The 17840-nt window shown below is 54.9% G+C and carries 13 protein-coding genes; 5 read left to right on the top strand and 8 right to left on the bottom strand.

Annotated features, from left to right (window positions below; translation table 11 throughout):
* Nucleotides 1-540: 540 nt before the first annotated feature.
* The gene (locus tag RQ593_RS02280) at nt 541-1650 is read right to left on the bottom strand and encodes an App1 family protein (RefSeq protein WP_060824702.1); all 1110 of its coding nucleotides are present in this window, start codon (nt 1648-1650) and stop codon (nt 541-543) included.
* A gap of 177 nt (nt 1651-1827) precedes the next feature.
* On the opposite strand from RQ593_RS02280, the gene RQ593_RS02275 reads away from it, so the two are divergent.
* The 3 genes from RQ593_RS02275 to RQ593_RS02265 all read left to right on the top strand — a co-directional run bounded on the left by RQ593_RS02275 (nt 1828) and on the right by RQ593_RS02265 (nt 4684).
* Entirely contained in the window at nt 1828-2958 is a 1131-nt protein-coding gene (locus tag RQ593_RS02275) for a polysaccharide deacetylase family protein (protein WP_311449701.1), read from the top strand.
* Nucleotides 2959-3214: 256 nt separating this feature from the next.
* The gene (locus RQ593_RS02270) at nt 3215-3928 is read left to right on the top strand and encodes a DsbA family oxidoreductase (RefSeq protein WP_311449700.1); all 714 of its coding nucleotides are present in this window, start codon (nt 3215-3217) and stop codon (nt 3926-3928) included.
* 276 nt (nt 3929-4204) lie between these two features.
* Nucleotides 4205-4684: an excalibur calcium-binding domain-containing protein gene (locus tag RQ593_RS02265; protein ID WP_311449699.1), complete on the top strand. Its 480-nt coding sequence runs from the start codon at nt 4205-4207 to the stop codon at nt 4682-4684.
* Between the two features lie 66 nt (nt 4685-4750).
* Here the strand turns inward: RQ593_RS02265 and RQ593_RS02260 are convergent, their stop codons facing one another.
* From RQ593_RS02260 to RQ593_RS02245, 4 genes are all read right to left on the bottom strand, one after another.
* Complete coding sequence (locus tag RQ593_RS02260; RefSeq protein ID WP_311449698.1) at nt 4751-6169, bottom strand: hypothetical protein; 1419 nt, start codon at nt 6167-6169, stop codon at nt 4751-4753.
* A 2-nt stretch (nt 6170-6171) separates the two neighbouring features.
* Nucleotides 6172-7095, bottom strand: coding sequence for a hypothetical protein (locus RQ593_RS02255; protein ID WP_311449697.1), 924 nt, complete (start codon nt 7093-7095; stop codon nt 6172-6174).
* Between the two features lie 5 nt (nt 7096-7100).
* Nucleotides 7101-9044: a hypothetical protein gene (locus tag RQ593_RS02250; RefSeq protein WP_311449696.1), complete on the bottom strand. Its 1944-nt coding sequence runs from the start codon at nt 9042-9044 to the stop codon at nt 7101-7103.
* Between the two features lie 154 nt (nt 9045-9198).
* Complete coding sequence (locus RQ593_RS02245) at nt 9199-11958, bottom strand: Z1 domain-containing protein (protein WP_311449695.1); 2760 nt, start codon at nt 11956-11958, stop codon at nt 9199-9201.
* Between the two features lie 296 nt (nt 11959-12254).
* On the opposite strand from RQ593_RS02245, the gene RQ593_RS02240 reads away from it, so the two are divergent.
* Complete coding sequence (locus RQ593_RS02240; protein WP_311449694.1) at nt 12255-13397, top strand: DNA cytosine methyltransferase; 1143 nt, start codon at nt 12255-12257, stop codon at nt 13395-13397.
* Nucleotides 13398-13418: 21 nt separating this feature from the next.
* A complete protein-coding gene (locus RQ593_RS02235) occupies nt 13419-14597 on the top strand; it encodes a restriction endonuclease PLD domain-containing protein (RefSeq protein WP_311449693.1) in 1179 nt (392 codons plus the stop codon).
* A 119-nt stretch (nt 14598-14716) separates the two neighbouring features.
* Here the strand turns inward: RQ593_RS02235 and RQ593_RS02230 are convergent, their stop codons facing one another.
* The 3 genes from RQ593_RS02230 to RQ593_RS02220 all read right to left on the bottom strand — a co-directional run bounded on the left by RQ593_RS02230 (nt 14717) and on the right by RQ593_RS02220 (nt 17752).
* Nucleotides 14717-14989, bottom strand: a complete 273-nt coding sequence (locus tag RQ593_RS02230; RefSeq protein ID WP_231917957.1) for a hypothetical protein — start codon at nt 14987-14989, stop codon at nt 14717-14719.
* A 45-nt stretch (nt 14990-15034) separates the two neighbouring features.
* Nucleotides 15035-15856: a polysaccharide deacetylase family protein gene (locus tag RQ593_RS02225; RefSeq protein WP_311449692.1), complete on the bottom strand. Its 822-nt coding sequence runs from the start codon at nt 15854-15856 to the stop codon at nt 15035-15037.
* 495 nt (nt 15857-16351) lie between these two features.
* Nucleotides 16352-17752: a glutaminase gene (locus RQ593_RS02220; protein WP_070593382.1), complete on the bottom strand. Its 1401-nt coding sequence runs from the start codon at nt 17750-17752 to the stop codon at nt 16352-16354.
* Nucleotides 17753-17840: the final 88 nt, after the last annotated feature.

Raw genomic sequence — 17840 nt, 5'->3', positions numbered from 1 at the left:
GATGTGGTGCGAGGGTCGTGTTTCGTTCGATAAACCCACAGTTGAACCCACTTAAGAGAGGGTGTCTACAGCTTATCCACACCCTGCCGCGGGGCTAGTTCGTTGGATTTTCGCGGGGTGTGCCGGGTTATCCACAGGTGGGGTTTAAGTTGGTCAGGATTTTTAAGGGTTCATTCGCCCGCTGAGTTGAGGTTCAGTTAACCTCATGTATGCGTTTGGGGGCATAAAACCCGGCAGATTCGGGCTTGATTTTAAAGAGATCTTAACTCTCGCCCATTCTTGCGCGGAACGGCGCGGTTTTAAAGCAGAACGGACTTTCTTAAAGGCGGGGGTTAACCCCCTTCGAGCGGGTTTAAGCTATGTGATTAAGGCTGTAGAAAAGATTTTTAACTCTTTTTCGGCAGCCGGTGTGTCGTGGGTTTAAGTTGGTTAATTCCGCTGAAACACCAAAACCCACCGCATATACCGGCATTTCGCGGTATTTGCGGTGGGTTTACAGGCCATAGGCACAGGTTTTAGCAACCGGCGAGCGGTAACCGGCTAGAAATCGATCAGGCCCAGCTCACGCAGTTTCTTACTCAGTGTTACGCCGTCGGTGGCTTCAATCCACAGCGGCGAGCGCATCATCTGTTCGGCACGGTAGTCGCTCCATACGCGGCCGGAGGCGAGCATGGTCTCCCCCACGGTCAGGTTTCGGATGACGATTGCCGCCACGTTGTCCGGGTAGCGTACCGCGAAGCCGTTGTAGATGTACGGGTCGCGCTGCCCGTCGTCGCCGACGAGGATCCACTTCATCTGCGGGAATTCCTCGGCGAGGCGGCGCAGGGACTCGACCTTATGGTTGGTTCCGGAGCGGAACCAGCGGTCGGGGGTGGGGCCCCAGTCGGTGAGCAGGAACGTGCCGCGCGGGTAGCCGTTGCGGCTGAGGAAGCGGCGCAGGGTCGGGGTGATGTTCCAGGCGCCGGTGGACAGGTACATGAACGGCGCATCCGGGTGGCTACGGCGGATACGGTCGGTCATGACCGCCATACCGGGGGTGGGGATGCGTGCGTGCTCGTCGAGAATGAAGGAGTTCCAGGCGGCGACGAGGGGGCGCGGCAACATGGTGACCATGACGGTGTCGTCGACGTCCATGATGACGCCGAGCTTCTGGCTTTCGGGAACGATGTAGACGCTGGTTGCTACGGCGCGGGAGCCGGGCACGTACATGATGACTTCGTGCATGCCGGGGTCCAGGTCGATGCTGAGTTTGACGTCGAGCACGCCGCCGCGGTCGGTGTACGCCTCATACTTGGTGCCGTCGATGACGATGGTGACGGGCGCATCGGACATTGCGGTTGCGGTGAAGGAGCGCCAGCCGCGCATGGGGTTGGCGGTGTCTTGGGTGCCTTCTACGACCTGCAGCAGGCGTTCGAGGTTGACCGTCTTGTAGAGTGCGCGGGCGATGATGCGGACCCAGCCGGGGTTTCCTTCGGAGGCGGCGCGTCCGTAGCCTTCGGTGGGCACGAGGATAGGCTCGCGACCGGCGGCGATGGCGCGTTTTTCGCGCCACCTGTGCAGCCGGTCTGCAACGCGGTAGCCGATGTTGACTGCCTCGTCGGCAGCATCGTTCACAAGGTTGCGCAGTTCGTGAGTGCCCAAATTCTCCATCCCACTAGTGTAGCGGAGCGTTACCGGCTTGCGGCTTTAGGATTTTGTGTTCTTATACCTAGTTTTTATACCTATTAATACTGTGGTGCTGAGCGCGGGGTGTGATGTGCACATTATTTAGGGTGTATTCGCTGTTCAGATTCGTTCCTTGCAGGTGGGGGCGTTATCCTGGAGAGTATGACCCACTCACAGCCTAACCGCCGACTTTTTGTGCTCGGCACTGCTATGCTTCCGCTGATTGCTGCCTGCTCGAAGAAGTCGAATGACTACGACGGCACCAGCGGTAATTTCACTCCGTATCAGGCTGGCGGCGAGACCTCCGCTGCTGCTACTCGCCCCGCACCCACGAATTCGCCGACGGTTGCCGCTGCTGGCAACCCGGTTGATAAGCCGCGCGAATGGCCCGGCATCGGCAACTCCCTCGTTGGTGACGGCAAGTATGTTGCGTGGACTGTTGATGACGGCGCAAGCCCGGAGGCGATTCGCGGCTACGCTGAGTTCTCGAAGCGTACGAATACTCGCCTGACCTTCTTCATTAACGCTTCTTACACCGGTTTTAAGGAGCATGTGTCGTTGCTGCGTCCGCTGGTTCAGAGTGGCCAGATTCAGGTTGCGAACCACACCTACAGCCACGCCGACCTGACCACCCTGGATGCTGAGGGTGTGAAGGAAGAGCTGCAGCGTAACGAAGACGAGATTATGAGCATGTTCGGTGTCTCGTCGAAGCCTTACTTCCGCCCGCCGTATGGCCGCTACAACGATGCGGTGCTGAAGGCTGCCGGTGAGATTGGTTTTACCCGCCCGGTCATGTGGAACGGCACTACCGGTGACGAGGCGAAGACCAGCTCCCGCGTGATTTACATGCGCTGCATCCGCTACATGCTGCCGCAGCAGATTGTGCTGGGCCACCTGAACTACGAGACGATCATCCCGATCCTGGATAAGGTGAAGGGCCTGATTGATGACCGCGGCCTGACTGCGGTGACGGTTCGTGACTACTACGGTGACGCATCCGAGGAAGAGATTAAGGCGGCGGCTCCTTCGCCGACCCCCACCCCGGAGGAGAACACCCCCTCCCCCGAGGCTACTACGGAGGCGCCGGCCCCTACCCAGGAGCCGACTACTGAGGCTCCGACTCAGGCGCCGACTACCCGCTATGAGGATGAGGCAGCGGCTACTCAGCGGGCTACGACTGCGCCTGCGGCGGCAACCACTACGGCCCCCCCGGCTCGTGCGACCGCCGCGCCTGCGGCGACGACTGCTCCCGCGGCTACTGCCACGACCGCACCGGCGGCTGCCCGCCGATAGGGTAGCGTATTTCGCGTGTGCTAAGCCCCCCTTGACCCGGTTCCTGTACGGATATTCCTGTACAGATATTCCTATACAGAGATTCTGTACGAACCGGTGCGAGGGGGCTTTGCCGTACCCGGTGGGAATAAACTATGGGGAACACCCGCTGGGGAATAACGCTGGGAAATAGGCGGGAATAAACACGGCAGCCGGGGCGTTAGGTGAGCATACAGGCGGCAATGTGCCGCATCCGAGTATGAGAGGAATAGATACCATGCGTATTGATATTTGGTCCGATATTGTGTGCCCCTTCTGCTACGTGGGCAAGCGTAACCTGGAGCAGGCGCTCGCCGAGTTTGAGCACCGTGATGAGGTTGAGGTGGTGTGGCATAGTTTTGAGCTGGACCCGTCGGCTACGGAGCATCCGGCTGGTTCGCTGCCTGAGCTGATTGCTAAGAAGTACTCCATGCCCTTGGAGCAGGCGATTGCGAGCCAGGAGTCGTTGGCGGAGCGTGCCCGCGAGGTGGGTTTGGATTTCAATTGGCGGCAGGCACGCTACGGTAATACGTTTGATGCGCACCGCGTGATTCAGTATGCGTCCGAGCAGGGTTTGGCGTCGGCGGCGCAGGAGGCGTTTAAGCTGGCGTACTTTACGCAGGGCCGTTCGGTGCAGGATCACGAGTCGATTCTGAATATCGCCTCTGAGATTGGTTTGGATACCGCCGAGGTTGAGGCTGTGTTGAAGAGCGACCGTTACGCGGAGCACGTGCGTGCTGATGAGCAGTTGGCGCGCCAGCTGGGCATTAACGGTGTGCCGTTCTTCTTGATTGAGTCGAAGTGGGCGGTCAGTGGTGCGCAGCCTGCGGAGGCGCTGGTGCAGGCGCTGCGTCAGGTGTGGGAGCAGACCCATCAGGTTGAGTTGTTGAACCCGCTGGCGGGCGCCTCGGAGGCGGGCCCGTCCTGCGATATGAACGGCAACTGCTCCTAGCGGCGGGTCTGGGTAGAGCTATCCCGAAGAAGGTGCTACTCCCCTAGCGCCTCCGGCTGGCGCCCCCTAGATATAGCGAATATATAGCGAAGCCCCCCGTGCCGGTTCTTGTATGAACCGGTACAAGGGGGCTTTGCCGTGCCGGGTTGGTGTTTCTTCCCTTGTCAGAATGTTTGAAAGGCTCAATAGTGCCTGCGGGTGGGATAGTTTTCCTTTACACTTGAGTGTGTGTTCTACGGTGAACACCCTTGTCCACTCACTTTATAAAGGAATATTGTGTTGAAAATTCACGCCGCGACCGCTGGTGTTCTTGCGGGTGCTCTGCTGCTGACCGGCTGCTCTTCGTCTATTCGTGCTCCGAAGGTCACGCCCTCCGCTTCGTCATCGTCGACGTCTGCTTCTGCATCCGCTTCTGTTTCGGCTACTCCTAGTTCTTCTCCGACGCCGAGTGCGTCTGCGACTCCTTCGGAGTCTCCTTCTCCGACGGTAACCCCATCTCCGGTTCCGACGACTGAGGCTCCCGTTCAGGCTCCGGCTGCTGAGGTACCTTCCACGCAGGCGCCGGCGGCTCCGGTTTCTGAGGCTCCCGCGCAGCCGGTTCAGCAGGCTCCTGCGCGGTCGAGTGTTTACTACGAAACATGCGCTGATGCTCGTGCGGCTGGTGCGGCGCCCCTGCATCGTGGCGAGCCGGGTTACCGCCCGGGTCTAGATAAAGACGGTGACGGCGTGGCGTGTGAGCCGAAGAAGAAGCACTAAGCTTCTACCCCCAGATATGACGAAGCCCCCTCGTACTATTTCTAGTACGAGGGGGCTTCTTAGTTTTTAGCGATTCCAGGGCATGTTATCCCAGAACTGTCCCATCTTAGATTTGGGAGGCGTGAGCTTACTCCTGTGAGCCCTAGCTTCAGAAGCCTGCTCATTAGCTTCTTCATCCGCAGTTATCTCAGGGCTTGCTTGTTCCAGCTTGGCCTTGAGCTTGCTCTGCGGAGTTCGAAGACGTGAAGGGCGTTCCTCAGGTTCCTCGTCAACGTAGTACCCGTACTGCGTTGAGCTGAAGAGGTTTGATTCGCGGAATTCGTTAACCGGCACAAAGAACGGTTGAGGTTCCGCAGGTTCCTGGTGCTCAGACTCCTCGGCCTCAGACTCCTCAGCTTCAGGTTCCTCAGCTTCGATAGCCTCATCAACCCCGAAATCTGCAGACTCTTCTTCCTCTTCAGATTCCTCGTCCGAGAAATCCTCGTAGTAGCTTTCGTCGTACTCGTCAGCCTCGGTATCCAAGTCTTCTGAGTCTTCCAGCTCTTCAACCTCTACGTCTTCCGATTCTTCGATTTCTACATCTTCTGGCTCGTAGTCTTCTACAGCTGCGGAATCAGAATCCCAGGTATCTTCATACTGTTCTTCTTCGATACCCTCCTGCAGCTTGAAGGCCTCGATAACCTCGTTCTTGATGGTCTCAAGGAGTGCACACATATCCTCATATGATTTGTACTGCACCATCTCAACGCCCATACGAACCGTGAGCTCTTCCGCAATTTTACGTTTGATCTTACGGGCAGAGACTCCCCTCTCCAAACCATAATCGGTGGGAGCACCCACAGAGTTTAGGGTTCGAGCGAGAGCCAACGCCAAATCACGGTTCGTCGAGATAGAGGTTCGGTCAAGAATCTGGTTGAGGTCATCTTCCGTGAGGTAGCCTCCCTCATCCATAACCTCACCCAGGAGGTCATAAGTCAGCCAGGTTCGACGTAGCACGTGGCGGCGAAGGTTACCGATATGTCGGTCCTTATTTGACGGGGCAAAACGTGCAAAAGCCGCAGTAGGAAGAACGCATAGACCGATAAACTGCCATACCTCAATAGACTCGACTTCCCCTCGAATCATATGTAGATTTTCATAGAGCGCTTTACCAATATGATGAGAGTAGGCATACTTCCATTCATCGCTATCTTGAGGGATTTCTTTCAGATTCTCGAGCTCAGAATCCATGATTCTACGTAATTTATCAAGGATAATAGTCGGAACCTCATTACCACCGATATTCAAAGTTTCTAGATTGGTATCGATTTTTCCGCAATCAACATTGCGAATAGGAACTCCAGAATTTTGCCACTTCTCCAGAAGTACTTCGCTAACTGGCTCTTCCAATCGGTAGTAAAAATACAGTTCTTCCCGCTCTGCAGGCACCTGAGTATTCTCAGGGCTAGTATCCTGCTGAGCAGGCTCCACATTCTGCTGAACCATATCTACTTCCATCCCTTCTGCATGTATCCGGTAGCACCGTCAATCTTGCTCTGCACGGAATTCCAATCCCTTTTTAACGCGTCAATAAGTTCTGGAATGGTCATTGAAAGACTCTCTTGAATAACTCTTTGTGCCACAACCTCAAATTCTTTACAATTATCCTCTGTTTCTTCCTTAGGAAATGTATACATTGAGGAATTTTCCAGGTGGGAGAAATATATTTCTCTCACTAAATTTGAGAGGAAATCCCGAGCAAGTACCGGCTCGAGAATTTCATAGTCCTTTTCATCCCCTCGCACCAAAGCATTACAAGCCGGGTGTTTAGTGTTGACAAATATTCTAATACACCTTGAATACGGAGCTTCTGCGTTATCTGCCTTGCATCGAATAACCCAGGGAGCATTTTTATCCCACCCAGGAACTCGAGAGAAATCAAGCTGTGAGAACGGCATACCAGCGCCCTTAGCGCTCAAAGACAGGCTGTCCTCTTGCACAGCAATATAGGCGGTTTCATCGGTGTTATATCCATCGATATTTAGGGCACCCGCCACTAGAGCTACTCGAAGTTTCAGCTCTCCCGCAACCTTACGTCCAGGAACCTTGGCGCTAACAACCGCGACAAATGATTCCGAATCGAGATGAACATCTCGACTCTCTTCAATGACGCTCCAGTGGGTCGGTCGACACTGAACCTCACAAATCAGTCGAGGCAGAGACTCCTCATTGCCTAGTACTCGACGGATTCCTTCAAGACGTACTTTGACGGTGATGGAGATCTCCAGATTAGTATCGTAATCCCAGTTGGAGGGCAACTTCTCCGGGTCAACAATTTCGCCGTTCTGAGTACGAATATCCCATTCGCCCCATTCCACTTCGTGTGGAAAAAGGGTGAGATGAGGATATGCCTTTACACGCTTACCTGCCATAGCTCTTAGCCCTCCACCTCAAAAATATAGGTCTTACCTTTACGCAGTGTAATGACCACAGACCCCTGGTTTTCCTCGGAATCTTCAGGGCCGTCCCACTGCACATAAACATGGCCCGCCTTTTGGGTGTCGTTGGGGTCAGGGCCCCAGCCTTCGCTCCAAGAAGGCTCAAGGTCGTGAGAGTCCGTGTACTTCAAAGTCTTCTCCTCGCTGGTTGCAATAGAGACGTTGATACCTACACGCTGACCGGCCTTCCAAGCACTGCTGCAGGAGAAGCTAATGAGATACCGCACGTAATCAGGGTTCTGCGGGTGCACGCCAGCCATCACCGCAGACTCAATCGATACAGAGGCGCGCCGAACAACGCCGCCAGGCCGCTTCTTATCTTTTACACATTCTTCCTCGTCCACCGGCGCAATATTAGCACCTCCTCCCACAGACATGATGGGGTTAAACCGAGCAAGCTTCTGAGAAATCTTCGACAAAGAACCCAGCGATCCACTATCACGCTTAATATCTTTCGTCTCAAAAATACTTTTCAAACTCTTCGTGATATTCGAAGCAGCATAAACAACAATTTTCTTATGTTCAGCATTTTCGAGAGAGCTCGGATTCCATTCGTCATGGGCCGGAGGCTCAGCCTCTCGGAATGCAACATCGGTTTCAACGTCAGGCTTAAAAACGCCGTACCAGGTGGCCTTCGAGTCATCCAGATCATTCACTTTTCGGTACTGGACGACTAATTCAGCCTCATTACGCATCAAGCATACAGTGTTTTGTGGATAGATGGGCTTTATAGTATTGATTTCGTAGGCACCTCGAGCAATCCTTAAGTATCCAATATTATAGGAATCCTTCAGTCGTCTAAAAACAAAGCTCTTATACTGGAAACCCCCTTCAAATGACTCAGCGTCAGAATTAACTATTTGAAGCTCAGCCATTTTCCGGACATCGATAAGAGCCATGCACAGCTGCTCAATTCCCTTATATTCAGGGTTATTCTTAAGTTCCTGAATTAAGACAGGGTTATTATTAATCCTGATATCCATAGACCTATTTCCATCTTCAACATCCAATTTGGGCCAAAGATGGTACATCACGATATTTTGAATTTTTTCGTGGGAACGGTCAATAATTCGACCCGGGTCATCCGGAGTCTTATCTTCATCGTCTGATACTTCCATAAGCTCTGCGGGCTTTGCATCAACGATAAGAATTGAAGTGCCAGTTTCTCCGTCCTTAAAGTGACGAGAGAAAATAGCCTCGCCCAGTCGACGAGCAGGTTCTCCCGTCAACGGGAGAATGTTACCCGTTCCCTTAACTGTCGGCCCCTCATATCCCCACCAATGGCGACCGGTGTAGTTTCGACCGCCATCCGTATATTCTTTGCCGAGGGCAACAGCAATAAGTCGGTAATCAATCTCGCCAGTTTTGGTCTTAAAGGCAGACCAGTAAATAACGGACTGAGACTCGCTCATATTGAAAGCAGCCGTTTTACCGAAACCGTATGAGCCACCGTTACCTTGACCCTTGTTATCGCTACCAAGGTTCATCGTGAGGTTAACAAAGTTCTGGCTCTCCCCTTCCTCAACAGCTTCGTCGGGGCGGTCCGGGCCATCAAGACCGACAGTGCCGCGGTCCCAGAATTCCAAGAAGTAGACGTCGCCGCGGTTAAAAGTCTGGTCTAGACCGGTGTACTTGCTGTGAATCTCAAAACCAGCTGCAAATACCTCGTTCCGCAGAGTATTCAGTACACCCTGATTGGCGTGCCGAACCAGGCAACCGAACTCCGGCATGTGCCCTTCGAGGCGTGCATCCCACGAGTTCTGAGCCATCTCTCGGGTGACCAGAGCAAGCAGGCTCAGATTGGGTCGACCCAGGGTACGTGAGGCACCTCGAGCAGATATCGAACCAGTGTTTTTAGGAAGAGGGAACCAGTTAAGGCTCACGATATTATCTCCTTGCCCTGTAGAAGTTGCGGGCGCTATTGAGTCGTACGGTGTGTGTTATGAGAGGGGTATAAAGCTCCGGGGTGGCATTATCTGGTGAAATGCCACCCCGAAACCTATACCCACTTTTGGGTCTTCAAGAAGCTACCTGAGGTTACTCCTTGTAATCGCCCTCGTCGTCGCTTTCAGCAGCAGCCAGGATGGGGCTGTTCTCATCCAGCTCTTCCTCATCAAACTCCGTAATCTCAATCGTTTTAGGAACAACTGAAATGAAGTTACCGTAGTTGGAGCCCCCCACCTGAGGAAGAACCACTGCGTGCAAGACGACCGGTGCTGCAGCGTCAAGATCACGACGGCGGATGCCCTTCTTAGCCTGGGAATGGGGGTTGACGACGTAAATTACCAGGAGCGGAATATTACCCTCGAGGTAACGCAAGTCCAGCTGTGCTGTGCGGCTCTTGGCAGCCTGCAATGACTCGGTATCCGCAAATTTTCCAGACTCAGCAAGAATCTTGAAATCAGCGATGGGGGTATCGCCGACAGCAAGAGCGCCCAGATTAGCGATGCCAGATTCGGAGTTAACGTACGCGCTACGGGTTGCCATACGAATATCCAGACCAGCAAAGTTCTGTTGCGGCATATCCTTCTGGGTGCCGGAGTAGACGACAACGTTCCAGTCCTGGTCAGCGTACTTTTCAATCCACTCAACCAGCTTGTCTGAGCCAGCTTCATAGTGCGAGGAGTGTGCCTTAAAGTCCTTGAAGTAGGACAGCACGACATCCACAGGCACACCGGTGAAGAGATAGCTACCGTTGTTCTTATCGCGCAGTACCTCACGGGTACCAGAGACAGAATTGATGAGCGATTCAAACACCCGAATATTGTGGTTCAGGATTTCGGCGTTCTTCTCCTCGAAACGAGTCAGCTGATGGAGCTTTCTACTGTAATCAACCCTGACGGTCGTAGCGTGATACATCTTGTTCCGGGCAGTCACCTGCAACGAGCCGGGGTGAGTACGAATTTTCACACCGATACTCTTGGGAGTGCTACCCACAGCCCGGATTTCTTCGCGAATCTCGTCCTCGACACCGGCAAGGTGGCGATAGTCATCCTGAAGATCCCTGGTGGTCCACAGACGAATCAGGTCATCATAGCCGGGACGGAAACCAAACCAGCGGCCCATCTGCAGAAGAGCATCGTAAGTCTTGCTCGTCCTGAGGTAGTACGAGCTAATCAAGCCCTCAAGGGTCAAACCACGGGCAAGGGTATTGCCACCAATGACTACATAGGTAGCCGGCGCTGCGTCGTCGTATTCCAGGCGCTCCTCCGAGGGACCATTATCCACAATGCACTTAGTCTCGCGGATAGTCTGGCCTACAGCAAGCTTCAGCTCATCCCATGAGAGGTATGACTTGTTGGGATGGATAGCCTGCATACGACCAACTTCGCGTTCATACAGGTCCTGCATCGCCTCGTTAATTTCGGGCGTATCGTAGGCCTTCTTCAGCTCGTCGATGTACTCCTTAACGACATCCGCAGCCTCGAAGTGAGTCTGTACCCTGTACGAGAAGTGAATCAGCATCGAGCTGTGCTGCTTCTTTCCCGTACGAAGACGGCGAAGAGCCGTAGCAATCATAAACCAATGTACTGCGTCCTGCAGGCTGGGGACCATTTCCGGCTCGTACTTCTTACCAGCACGTTCCTCCTTCGGAGTTGGAGGACGCAGAATATCGGCTTCCCAATCTTCGATATCACGCAAGGCATCAACATTTGCGCCGTCATCAAGTACGCCGTCCTCATCTTCGGTGGCCCACAGAGGGGTACCAAAGATACGGGATGCACCGATGTACCCCTCCGGCCGTTCCAAAGCGTAGATAAAGTCGGAGGGATATAGACCCGGATAATGCTCGATAATTTCCTCTTCAGAATCTTCGGGGCCATCAGAGCCTACATACTCGGTATAGCGTTCGTCATCGTTGGGGTCCATCAGAACATTCGCGAAGGGGGTAGCGGTGTACGCCACGTAGGAGCCCTGCTGCACCTGATCCCAAATCTTACGAATACACAGGTTGATACCGGAGCACTTCTGGTCTTCCTTCTCGGTATTAGGCGTTGCCTGATCCGACTCATCATCTACGATAAGTACGGGAGCATCATCCAGCAGACCCTCACGGTTTGCGGCTTCCATCTGCTTCAGCAAGTTCTTCAAACGACCAGAGTGTTTCTTTACCACGGCAAAAACAACGCTACCATTAGTGCGCAGAGCATTGAGAAGATTGTCGGCGTCCGAAGAGATATCACCCTCGATGCTGGTCAGAGTATAAACAGATTTCTTTGCATCTCGGATAGTTGCAACGACGTCACTGTTCAAACGTTCCTGAGTTTGGCGACGCAGGTTGTTGTACATACCCGCCAAAACAATGATAAAACGGTAGCCCTCATCAACCGCCTTGGTAATAACTGCCGAGAAGTTCGCGGTCTTACCGGACTGCACGTAGCCAACGACAAGACCCTTGTGGGTCAAATTCTTCATCGCGGGATCAGCAAGAAGACCGACAACCTTGCCGGATTCCTCATGAATAGTCGACGTGCCGACCTCACCAATCTTCTCGGTAAGCTTCCTGCGCAGATGGCTCCATGCGGCAGTATCGGGCTTCGAAGCATCGTACCAGTGGTGGTAGTCTTCCTTGGACGTAGCAACCTCATCGAACTCGCCCTTGGCGTTTGCGGCTTCGCGGTCCTGAATCTTCTTGAGAGCATCCTCGTAAAAAGAGGTAATCGCTTCTTCAGAAGTCGGGATACCTCCAATAATCATGCCGTCAATGATCTGACGACATGCGTCTTCGTACGAGATGAGTTCCCGCGCGGCAGCGTCATAAATCTGCTGTTCCGGCTGGGAAATTTCCTCGGCCATTTTTCTCCTCGTTGAAAAATAGAGATGTGAGTGTTTACGGGAGCCATCGGTTAGCTTCCTCTGTGAGTTTATCACTCGTTCTCACACGTCAGCACAGGTTTTCGTCATCACGATGCACTATAAAACTACTAAAGCCAAGTTGTTTTACTCCAGGCAACAAAATCTACTTGGAGTAAGGGTGCGAGCGAGGCCTCCGGGCTGCTATTCTTAGAGGGTTTAACTCTGAATATATAGAGACGGTAAATCTATATATTTAACCGGCACCTGACACAGCACTATGACTTGCGGAGAACCTTATGGCTGAGAAGCACACATCACCCTCACCCACAACCTACAAGATGGGTGAGCTCTTCTGTGGACCCGGCGGCATTGCCCTGGGCGCGCACAACGCTGCCGATAAGGTGCCCGGAATCAAGGTTGAGCACGCCTGGGCTAATGACTACGACCCCACAACTGCAGATACCTACCGTGAAAACACCCCCGGTGCGTCCGAAGAGACCGTGTACGTCGGTGATGTCCGTGAGCTCGATACCGACGCTCTACCCCCGATTGATGGTTTTGCGTTCGGTTTTCCCTGCAATGACTTCAGCCTCGTAGGAAAGCAGAAAGGCCTAGAGGGTAAATACGGTCCTCTCTATACCTATGGAATCCACGTGCTCAAGAGTCATAAACCTGAATGGTTTGTGGCGGAAAACGTGGGTGGTCTTTCTGGTGCTAATGCAGGTACCGCATTTCCCTACATCCTACGAGAAATGCAGCGTGCGGGGTACACCGTTATCGCTCATAAATACCGTTTTGAGGAGTACGGTCTCCCCCAGGCTCGACACCGAATCATTATCGTAGGCCTACATAATGACCTTATTGCCAGCGGCAAAGAATTCAAGGTTCCGAAACCCACCACTCCCGAACCTTCGATGATGCGCACCGCTAAGCAGGCGCTTACCGAGCCTCCCATCCCCGAGTGGGCAACCAACAATGAGCTCACTCGCCAGTCTGAGGTGGTGAAGCAACGCCTCGCCTACATCAAGCCCGGCAAGAACGCCTTCAACGCTACCGATATGCCTGAGGAACTGCGCCTCAATGTGCGTGGTGCTAAGCTCAGCCAGATTTATAAGCGCCTAGATTCCAATAAGCCCGCATACACCGTCACCGGATCCGGCGGTGGCGGAACGCACATCTACCATTGGGAAGAGCCCCGCGCCCTGACCAACCGCGAGCGCGCGCGCCTGCAGACGTTCCCTGACTGGTACAAGTTCATCGGCAACAAGGAGAACGTCCGTCGCCAGATTGGTATGGCGGTTCCCCCGGACGGTGCGCAGGTCATATTCGAAGCTCTCTTCAAGAGTCTTAAAGGTATGCATTACGAAAGCATTGAACCGAATATTGATGTAGATAAGCGCATTCGTGAACTTGAGGAGAAAGAAGGCATTCTTTTCTAGGTAAAAGAAGGACGTATTCCCATGGAATTTTATTCGTCACTCATGGGCGACAACCTCGCCGAGCTTGTTCTCCATTCGCCGTATCCTCAGGATGATTGCGCCGGGCATGAGCTGTGGGCGGTTACCGGGTATATCTCGCGAACTACCATTCTCAGTGCGCTGTACCAGGCTGACTTCACCCCCGGACGACGTTCCAAGGAATCCGGTCACTGGGGAGAGATGAGCAAGTTTACCCCGACCTCCTCCACGCCTAAGGTTCATCTTTTGGTGGGTATGGCACGAGATGGTGCGGTAAGCATTACAACTCATGAAATCCTCAAGGGATGGGTCAAGGCTAGTCACGGGTACCTGGATATTCGCTACCCGGACCCTCGCGTCTCTCCCCTGGTGCACACTAAGCTCTACGCTTGGGCGCAGAACGGTTCCTTCGATATTGCCTACGCTGGCTCAGCTAACCTTTCGACGGACGGCCTGAATATTGGTCGAGACGCTTCGGAATGCCAGCAGGAGAACATTCTTGTGCCGGTGTCGGTGGAGTACGCGGAGAACTATATCGATACACTTTTCGGTGCTTCGCTGAGCTGCACCGACCCTGTGGTTGATGCTTTCTTCACCTTCCCTGAAGCGCCCTCCGACGTCCTGGCGAATAAGTCTCTGCCTCCGATTCCTCCGCTCCCCGAACCTGAGACGGAACGTGAAGAACGGTTGAAGGATTTCTCCTCCATCAAGCTGTACCTGTATAGCCACGCAGGTAAGGGCTCTTCGTACAACTGCGGTTCCGGCATTAACTGGGGTCTGCGAGATATCAGAGCCAATAAGGATGAAGCCTACTTTGCGGTTCCCGCGAACATTGGGCAGTCCAACTTCTTCCCTGTGAAGAACACTCCCATTGTGGTGCACTGCGATGACGGTGAAGACCTCATTATGCGTGTTGCCAGCGGTTCCGACCGCTGCGGTAAGGATATGTCGACCATCCCTAACTCCGAGCTTGGCTCTTATATTCGTAAGCGCATGGGCCTCGACGAAGGCACCAAGGTCGGCATTCGCGAACTGCTCGATTACGGTCGAACCTACGTCACCATCACCCGCACCTCCGAGGGTAACTACTACCTGGATTTCTCGCCCGAGACTGCAGAACCTGATGAGTTTGCGATGCAGAGCCCCGAGATTGTCAACGAGTTTTCCCACGAAGACGACTAACGCCTCCGGCTGGTGCCCCCCCCCGATATAGCGAAGTCCCCTCGTACTATTTCTAGTACAAGGGGGCTTCGTCATATCAGCCTAGAATCCGCGCGGGGTAAGAACCTGCGGAAGCAGGGTTAGCGCGGCTGGTAGGCGCGGGCACGCTCAGCACGAGCACGGCGCGCCTCCGCATCCTGCAGGACCGGCACCAGCATACGCACCAGCTGACCCATACCGCGCACCACCAAATTCAGCCACAAACCCACAGACCACACCGCCGCCACACGCGGATGCCCCGAGCGCACCCACCGCACGCCCAAAAAAGACAGCGAATAATACAGCAGAAGCAGCAGCGACTCACGGAAACGGTGCACCTGCCGAAGAATAGGGTTCTGAGGAAGCTTCATCATGCCTCCCAGTATACCCACCGGAACCCCCACCAGGACTCCCCCGCACTACCCGTAATAGTCACGAATCGTGACCGTCGTCAAACCGCGCCGATCCAACAACGCCCGAATACGGTCCAGCTCAGACACCACACCCCGATAATTCAAATGCCCAATCACAATATGCTGAGCCAAAGCGTACTTCTCCGCATAGGCATACACCTCAGCCGAAGAAATATTAGACGAATCCGCCAACGACCCGTACCACAGAACCGGGCGCGTAAAACCACACGACGCCGCAGCCGCCAACACGCGCTCATCATAATACCCGTACGGCGGGCGGAAATACGGCTTCGAAGACACCCCAAAAAGCCGCATAATCTCCTCATCATTACGGGTCAACTCCTGAACAATCTGCTCATCCGTCAGGCTCGTCAACGCCGCATGACTATACGTATGGTTCGCAATCTGCAACTGACCACTCTTCACCAGCGGCAACAACAGGTCACGATGCTGCCTAAACGCCGGGTACTGACCGTTGATAAAGAAGGTGAGGCGCGTGCCGGTACGGCGAGAAAACTCCGCGTAGGCGCGTACCACCTCCGGGTCGGCGCCGTCATCGACCGTCCACGCAATGTACTTGCCCTCACCGGGCAGGCCGGTCTGTGGGCCAGTCCAGGCACGAGCTTCGGGAACCGGGTTCGACGAGGTCGCAGTCGCAGATGCGGAGGAGGTAGCCGCCGAGCTTGCCGAAGGAGTCGCCGAGGCGCTACCTGAGGCACTACCGGATGCGCTACCCGAGGCAGACCCGCCAGCCGCCGCTCCGTGGGCGCCTTCCGCAGCAGACGGGGTGCAGCCGGTGATGCCAAGACCCAGCACGCCGAAGCTCACCGCGCCTAGACCAAAGGTACCAACGTGTTGTAAGAGTTCCCGTCGCCCCATGGAGGCGCGGGCAGAGGCGCCCGCCACCGCCCGGTCAGCAGTGAGGTCAGTAATAGCGGATTGACGAGTAGTGATAGGTGTTTCTGAGTGTGGAACAGTGTTCATATTACGAGTGTATGATGAGACCACCGTTAGATATCGAAAAATTCAAAATATTACGTAATGAGTAATAACGCCGCGATAAAAGAACCTTTACGCGCATTCGTTCCACTCGCTCGCCGAATACCACGCTCAGCACCCTAAGCTATCCGCACGCAAGGTAATCCCCGCACGCCAGGCAATCCAAGTAACCCAGGTAATCCAGCTACAGCTCCAACCACAGCGCAGGGCGCAATTCTAAGTACAGCAAGGCCCCTCCCCCAGAACGCGTTCACAACGCGCCCGGGAAAGGGGCCTCAATATATAAGTTCACACAATCGTACATCCAAGTACGCGGAGAGAAACCTACTCGGACTCCGAAGCTTCCGGCTGCTCCGCCTTAGCGGATTCCAGCGCATTCAGCGCCTCCAGAGCCGCAGCCTCCGCAGCTTCTTCGGCGTCCGCCTCAGCCACACGCTCAGCGTCCGACTCGGCAGAAGTCACCGCCGCCGGGTTCGTCAGAACCTTCACACCCATGCTGCGCAGCGCATCCGTGTTCGTGATCGTCTCGTCATTATCAATCAGGTACACCTTGTACCCGTCATTACGCAGGCGACGCATCAGCTCCAGGAGCATGCTCTGAGCGACCTCATCCACCGCATACACGCGCGTCACATCCAGGGCGACCTTCGAACCCTCCATCGGGGATTCCACAATCTCACGAATCACGCGCTCCACACCCGCAAAACGGATACGGCCCTGCAACTGAATCAGGCGCATCGACTCGTCCCCCGAACCGATCTGGTAGTTCGCGCGCAACGCCGAACGAGCCACCGTCGGAACGTTCATCACGTGCATGCCCATGTCATCAGAGAACTGCTCAAACAGCTCCACGCCGCGCACACTGTTACCGTGACCGTCCAGGCGCGGCGAGAACGTCGCCACACCCAGCTGACCGGGCACCGCACCAATAATGCCGCCGCCCACGCCGCTCTTCGCCGGAACACCCACCTGGGTCGCCCAGTCGCCCGCCGCGTTATACATACCGCACGTGAACATGACGCTCAGCACCTGACGCACCACAGTCTTAGGAACCACCTGCTCACCCGTCACCGGATGCACACCATAGTTCGCCAAAGTCGCCGCCATCAACGCCAAATCCTTGACCGTCACCATCAGCGAGCACTGGCGGGTATAACCCTGCACCGCCACGGTCGGGTCACCGGTCAGGATGCCGTGGCCGCGCAGCATGTGCGCAATCGCGTAGTTGCGGTGCGCGTGCTCCAGCTCAGACTCGTACACGCGCTCGTTCACCGACAGGCGGCGGCCAGCAAACGCAGACAGACCAGAAATGACGCGCTCCATGCGCTCGCCCTGCGTCGCACCGGGAGGACCCACCAGCGAATGGGTGGTAATCGCACCCGCGTTAATCATCGGATTCAGCGGCTTACCGGAGCCGTCCTCCAGGGACAGCTCGTTGAACGGCTCACCGGAAGGCTCCACGCCCACCTTCGCCAGCACGTCATCATAGCCGCGATCCGCAAGCGCGAGGGCGTACACGAACGGCTTAGAAATCGACTGGATCGTGAACTCCACATCGGAGTCACCGGCGGCGTACTGCTCACCATCAACCATGGCGATGGACGCGGCAAGCTTGTCCGGATCCACGGCGGCAAGTTCCGGAATGTAGTTTGCCAACTCACCGGAGGTATCAGAAGCGACCGACTCGAGGGTCTCGGTCAGGTAAGTGGCAATAGGTGAATGCATAGTGTTCCGTATCTGCTGCTAATCGTGGTTGTTCTCGTCAAAAATTTCAGGATGCGCCCGCCCACTGTTCCGTTTCAGCTAGGCTGAG

The organism is uncultured Rothia sp. (assembly GCF_963507905.1).
Taxonomy (GTDB): Bacteria; Actinomycetota; Actinomycetes; order Actinomycetales; family Micrococcaceae; genus Rothia.
This window is presented reverse-complemented; position numbering and strand designations above follow the sequence as displayed.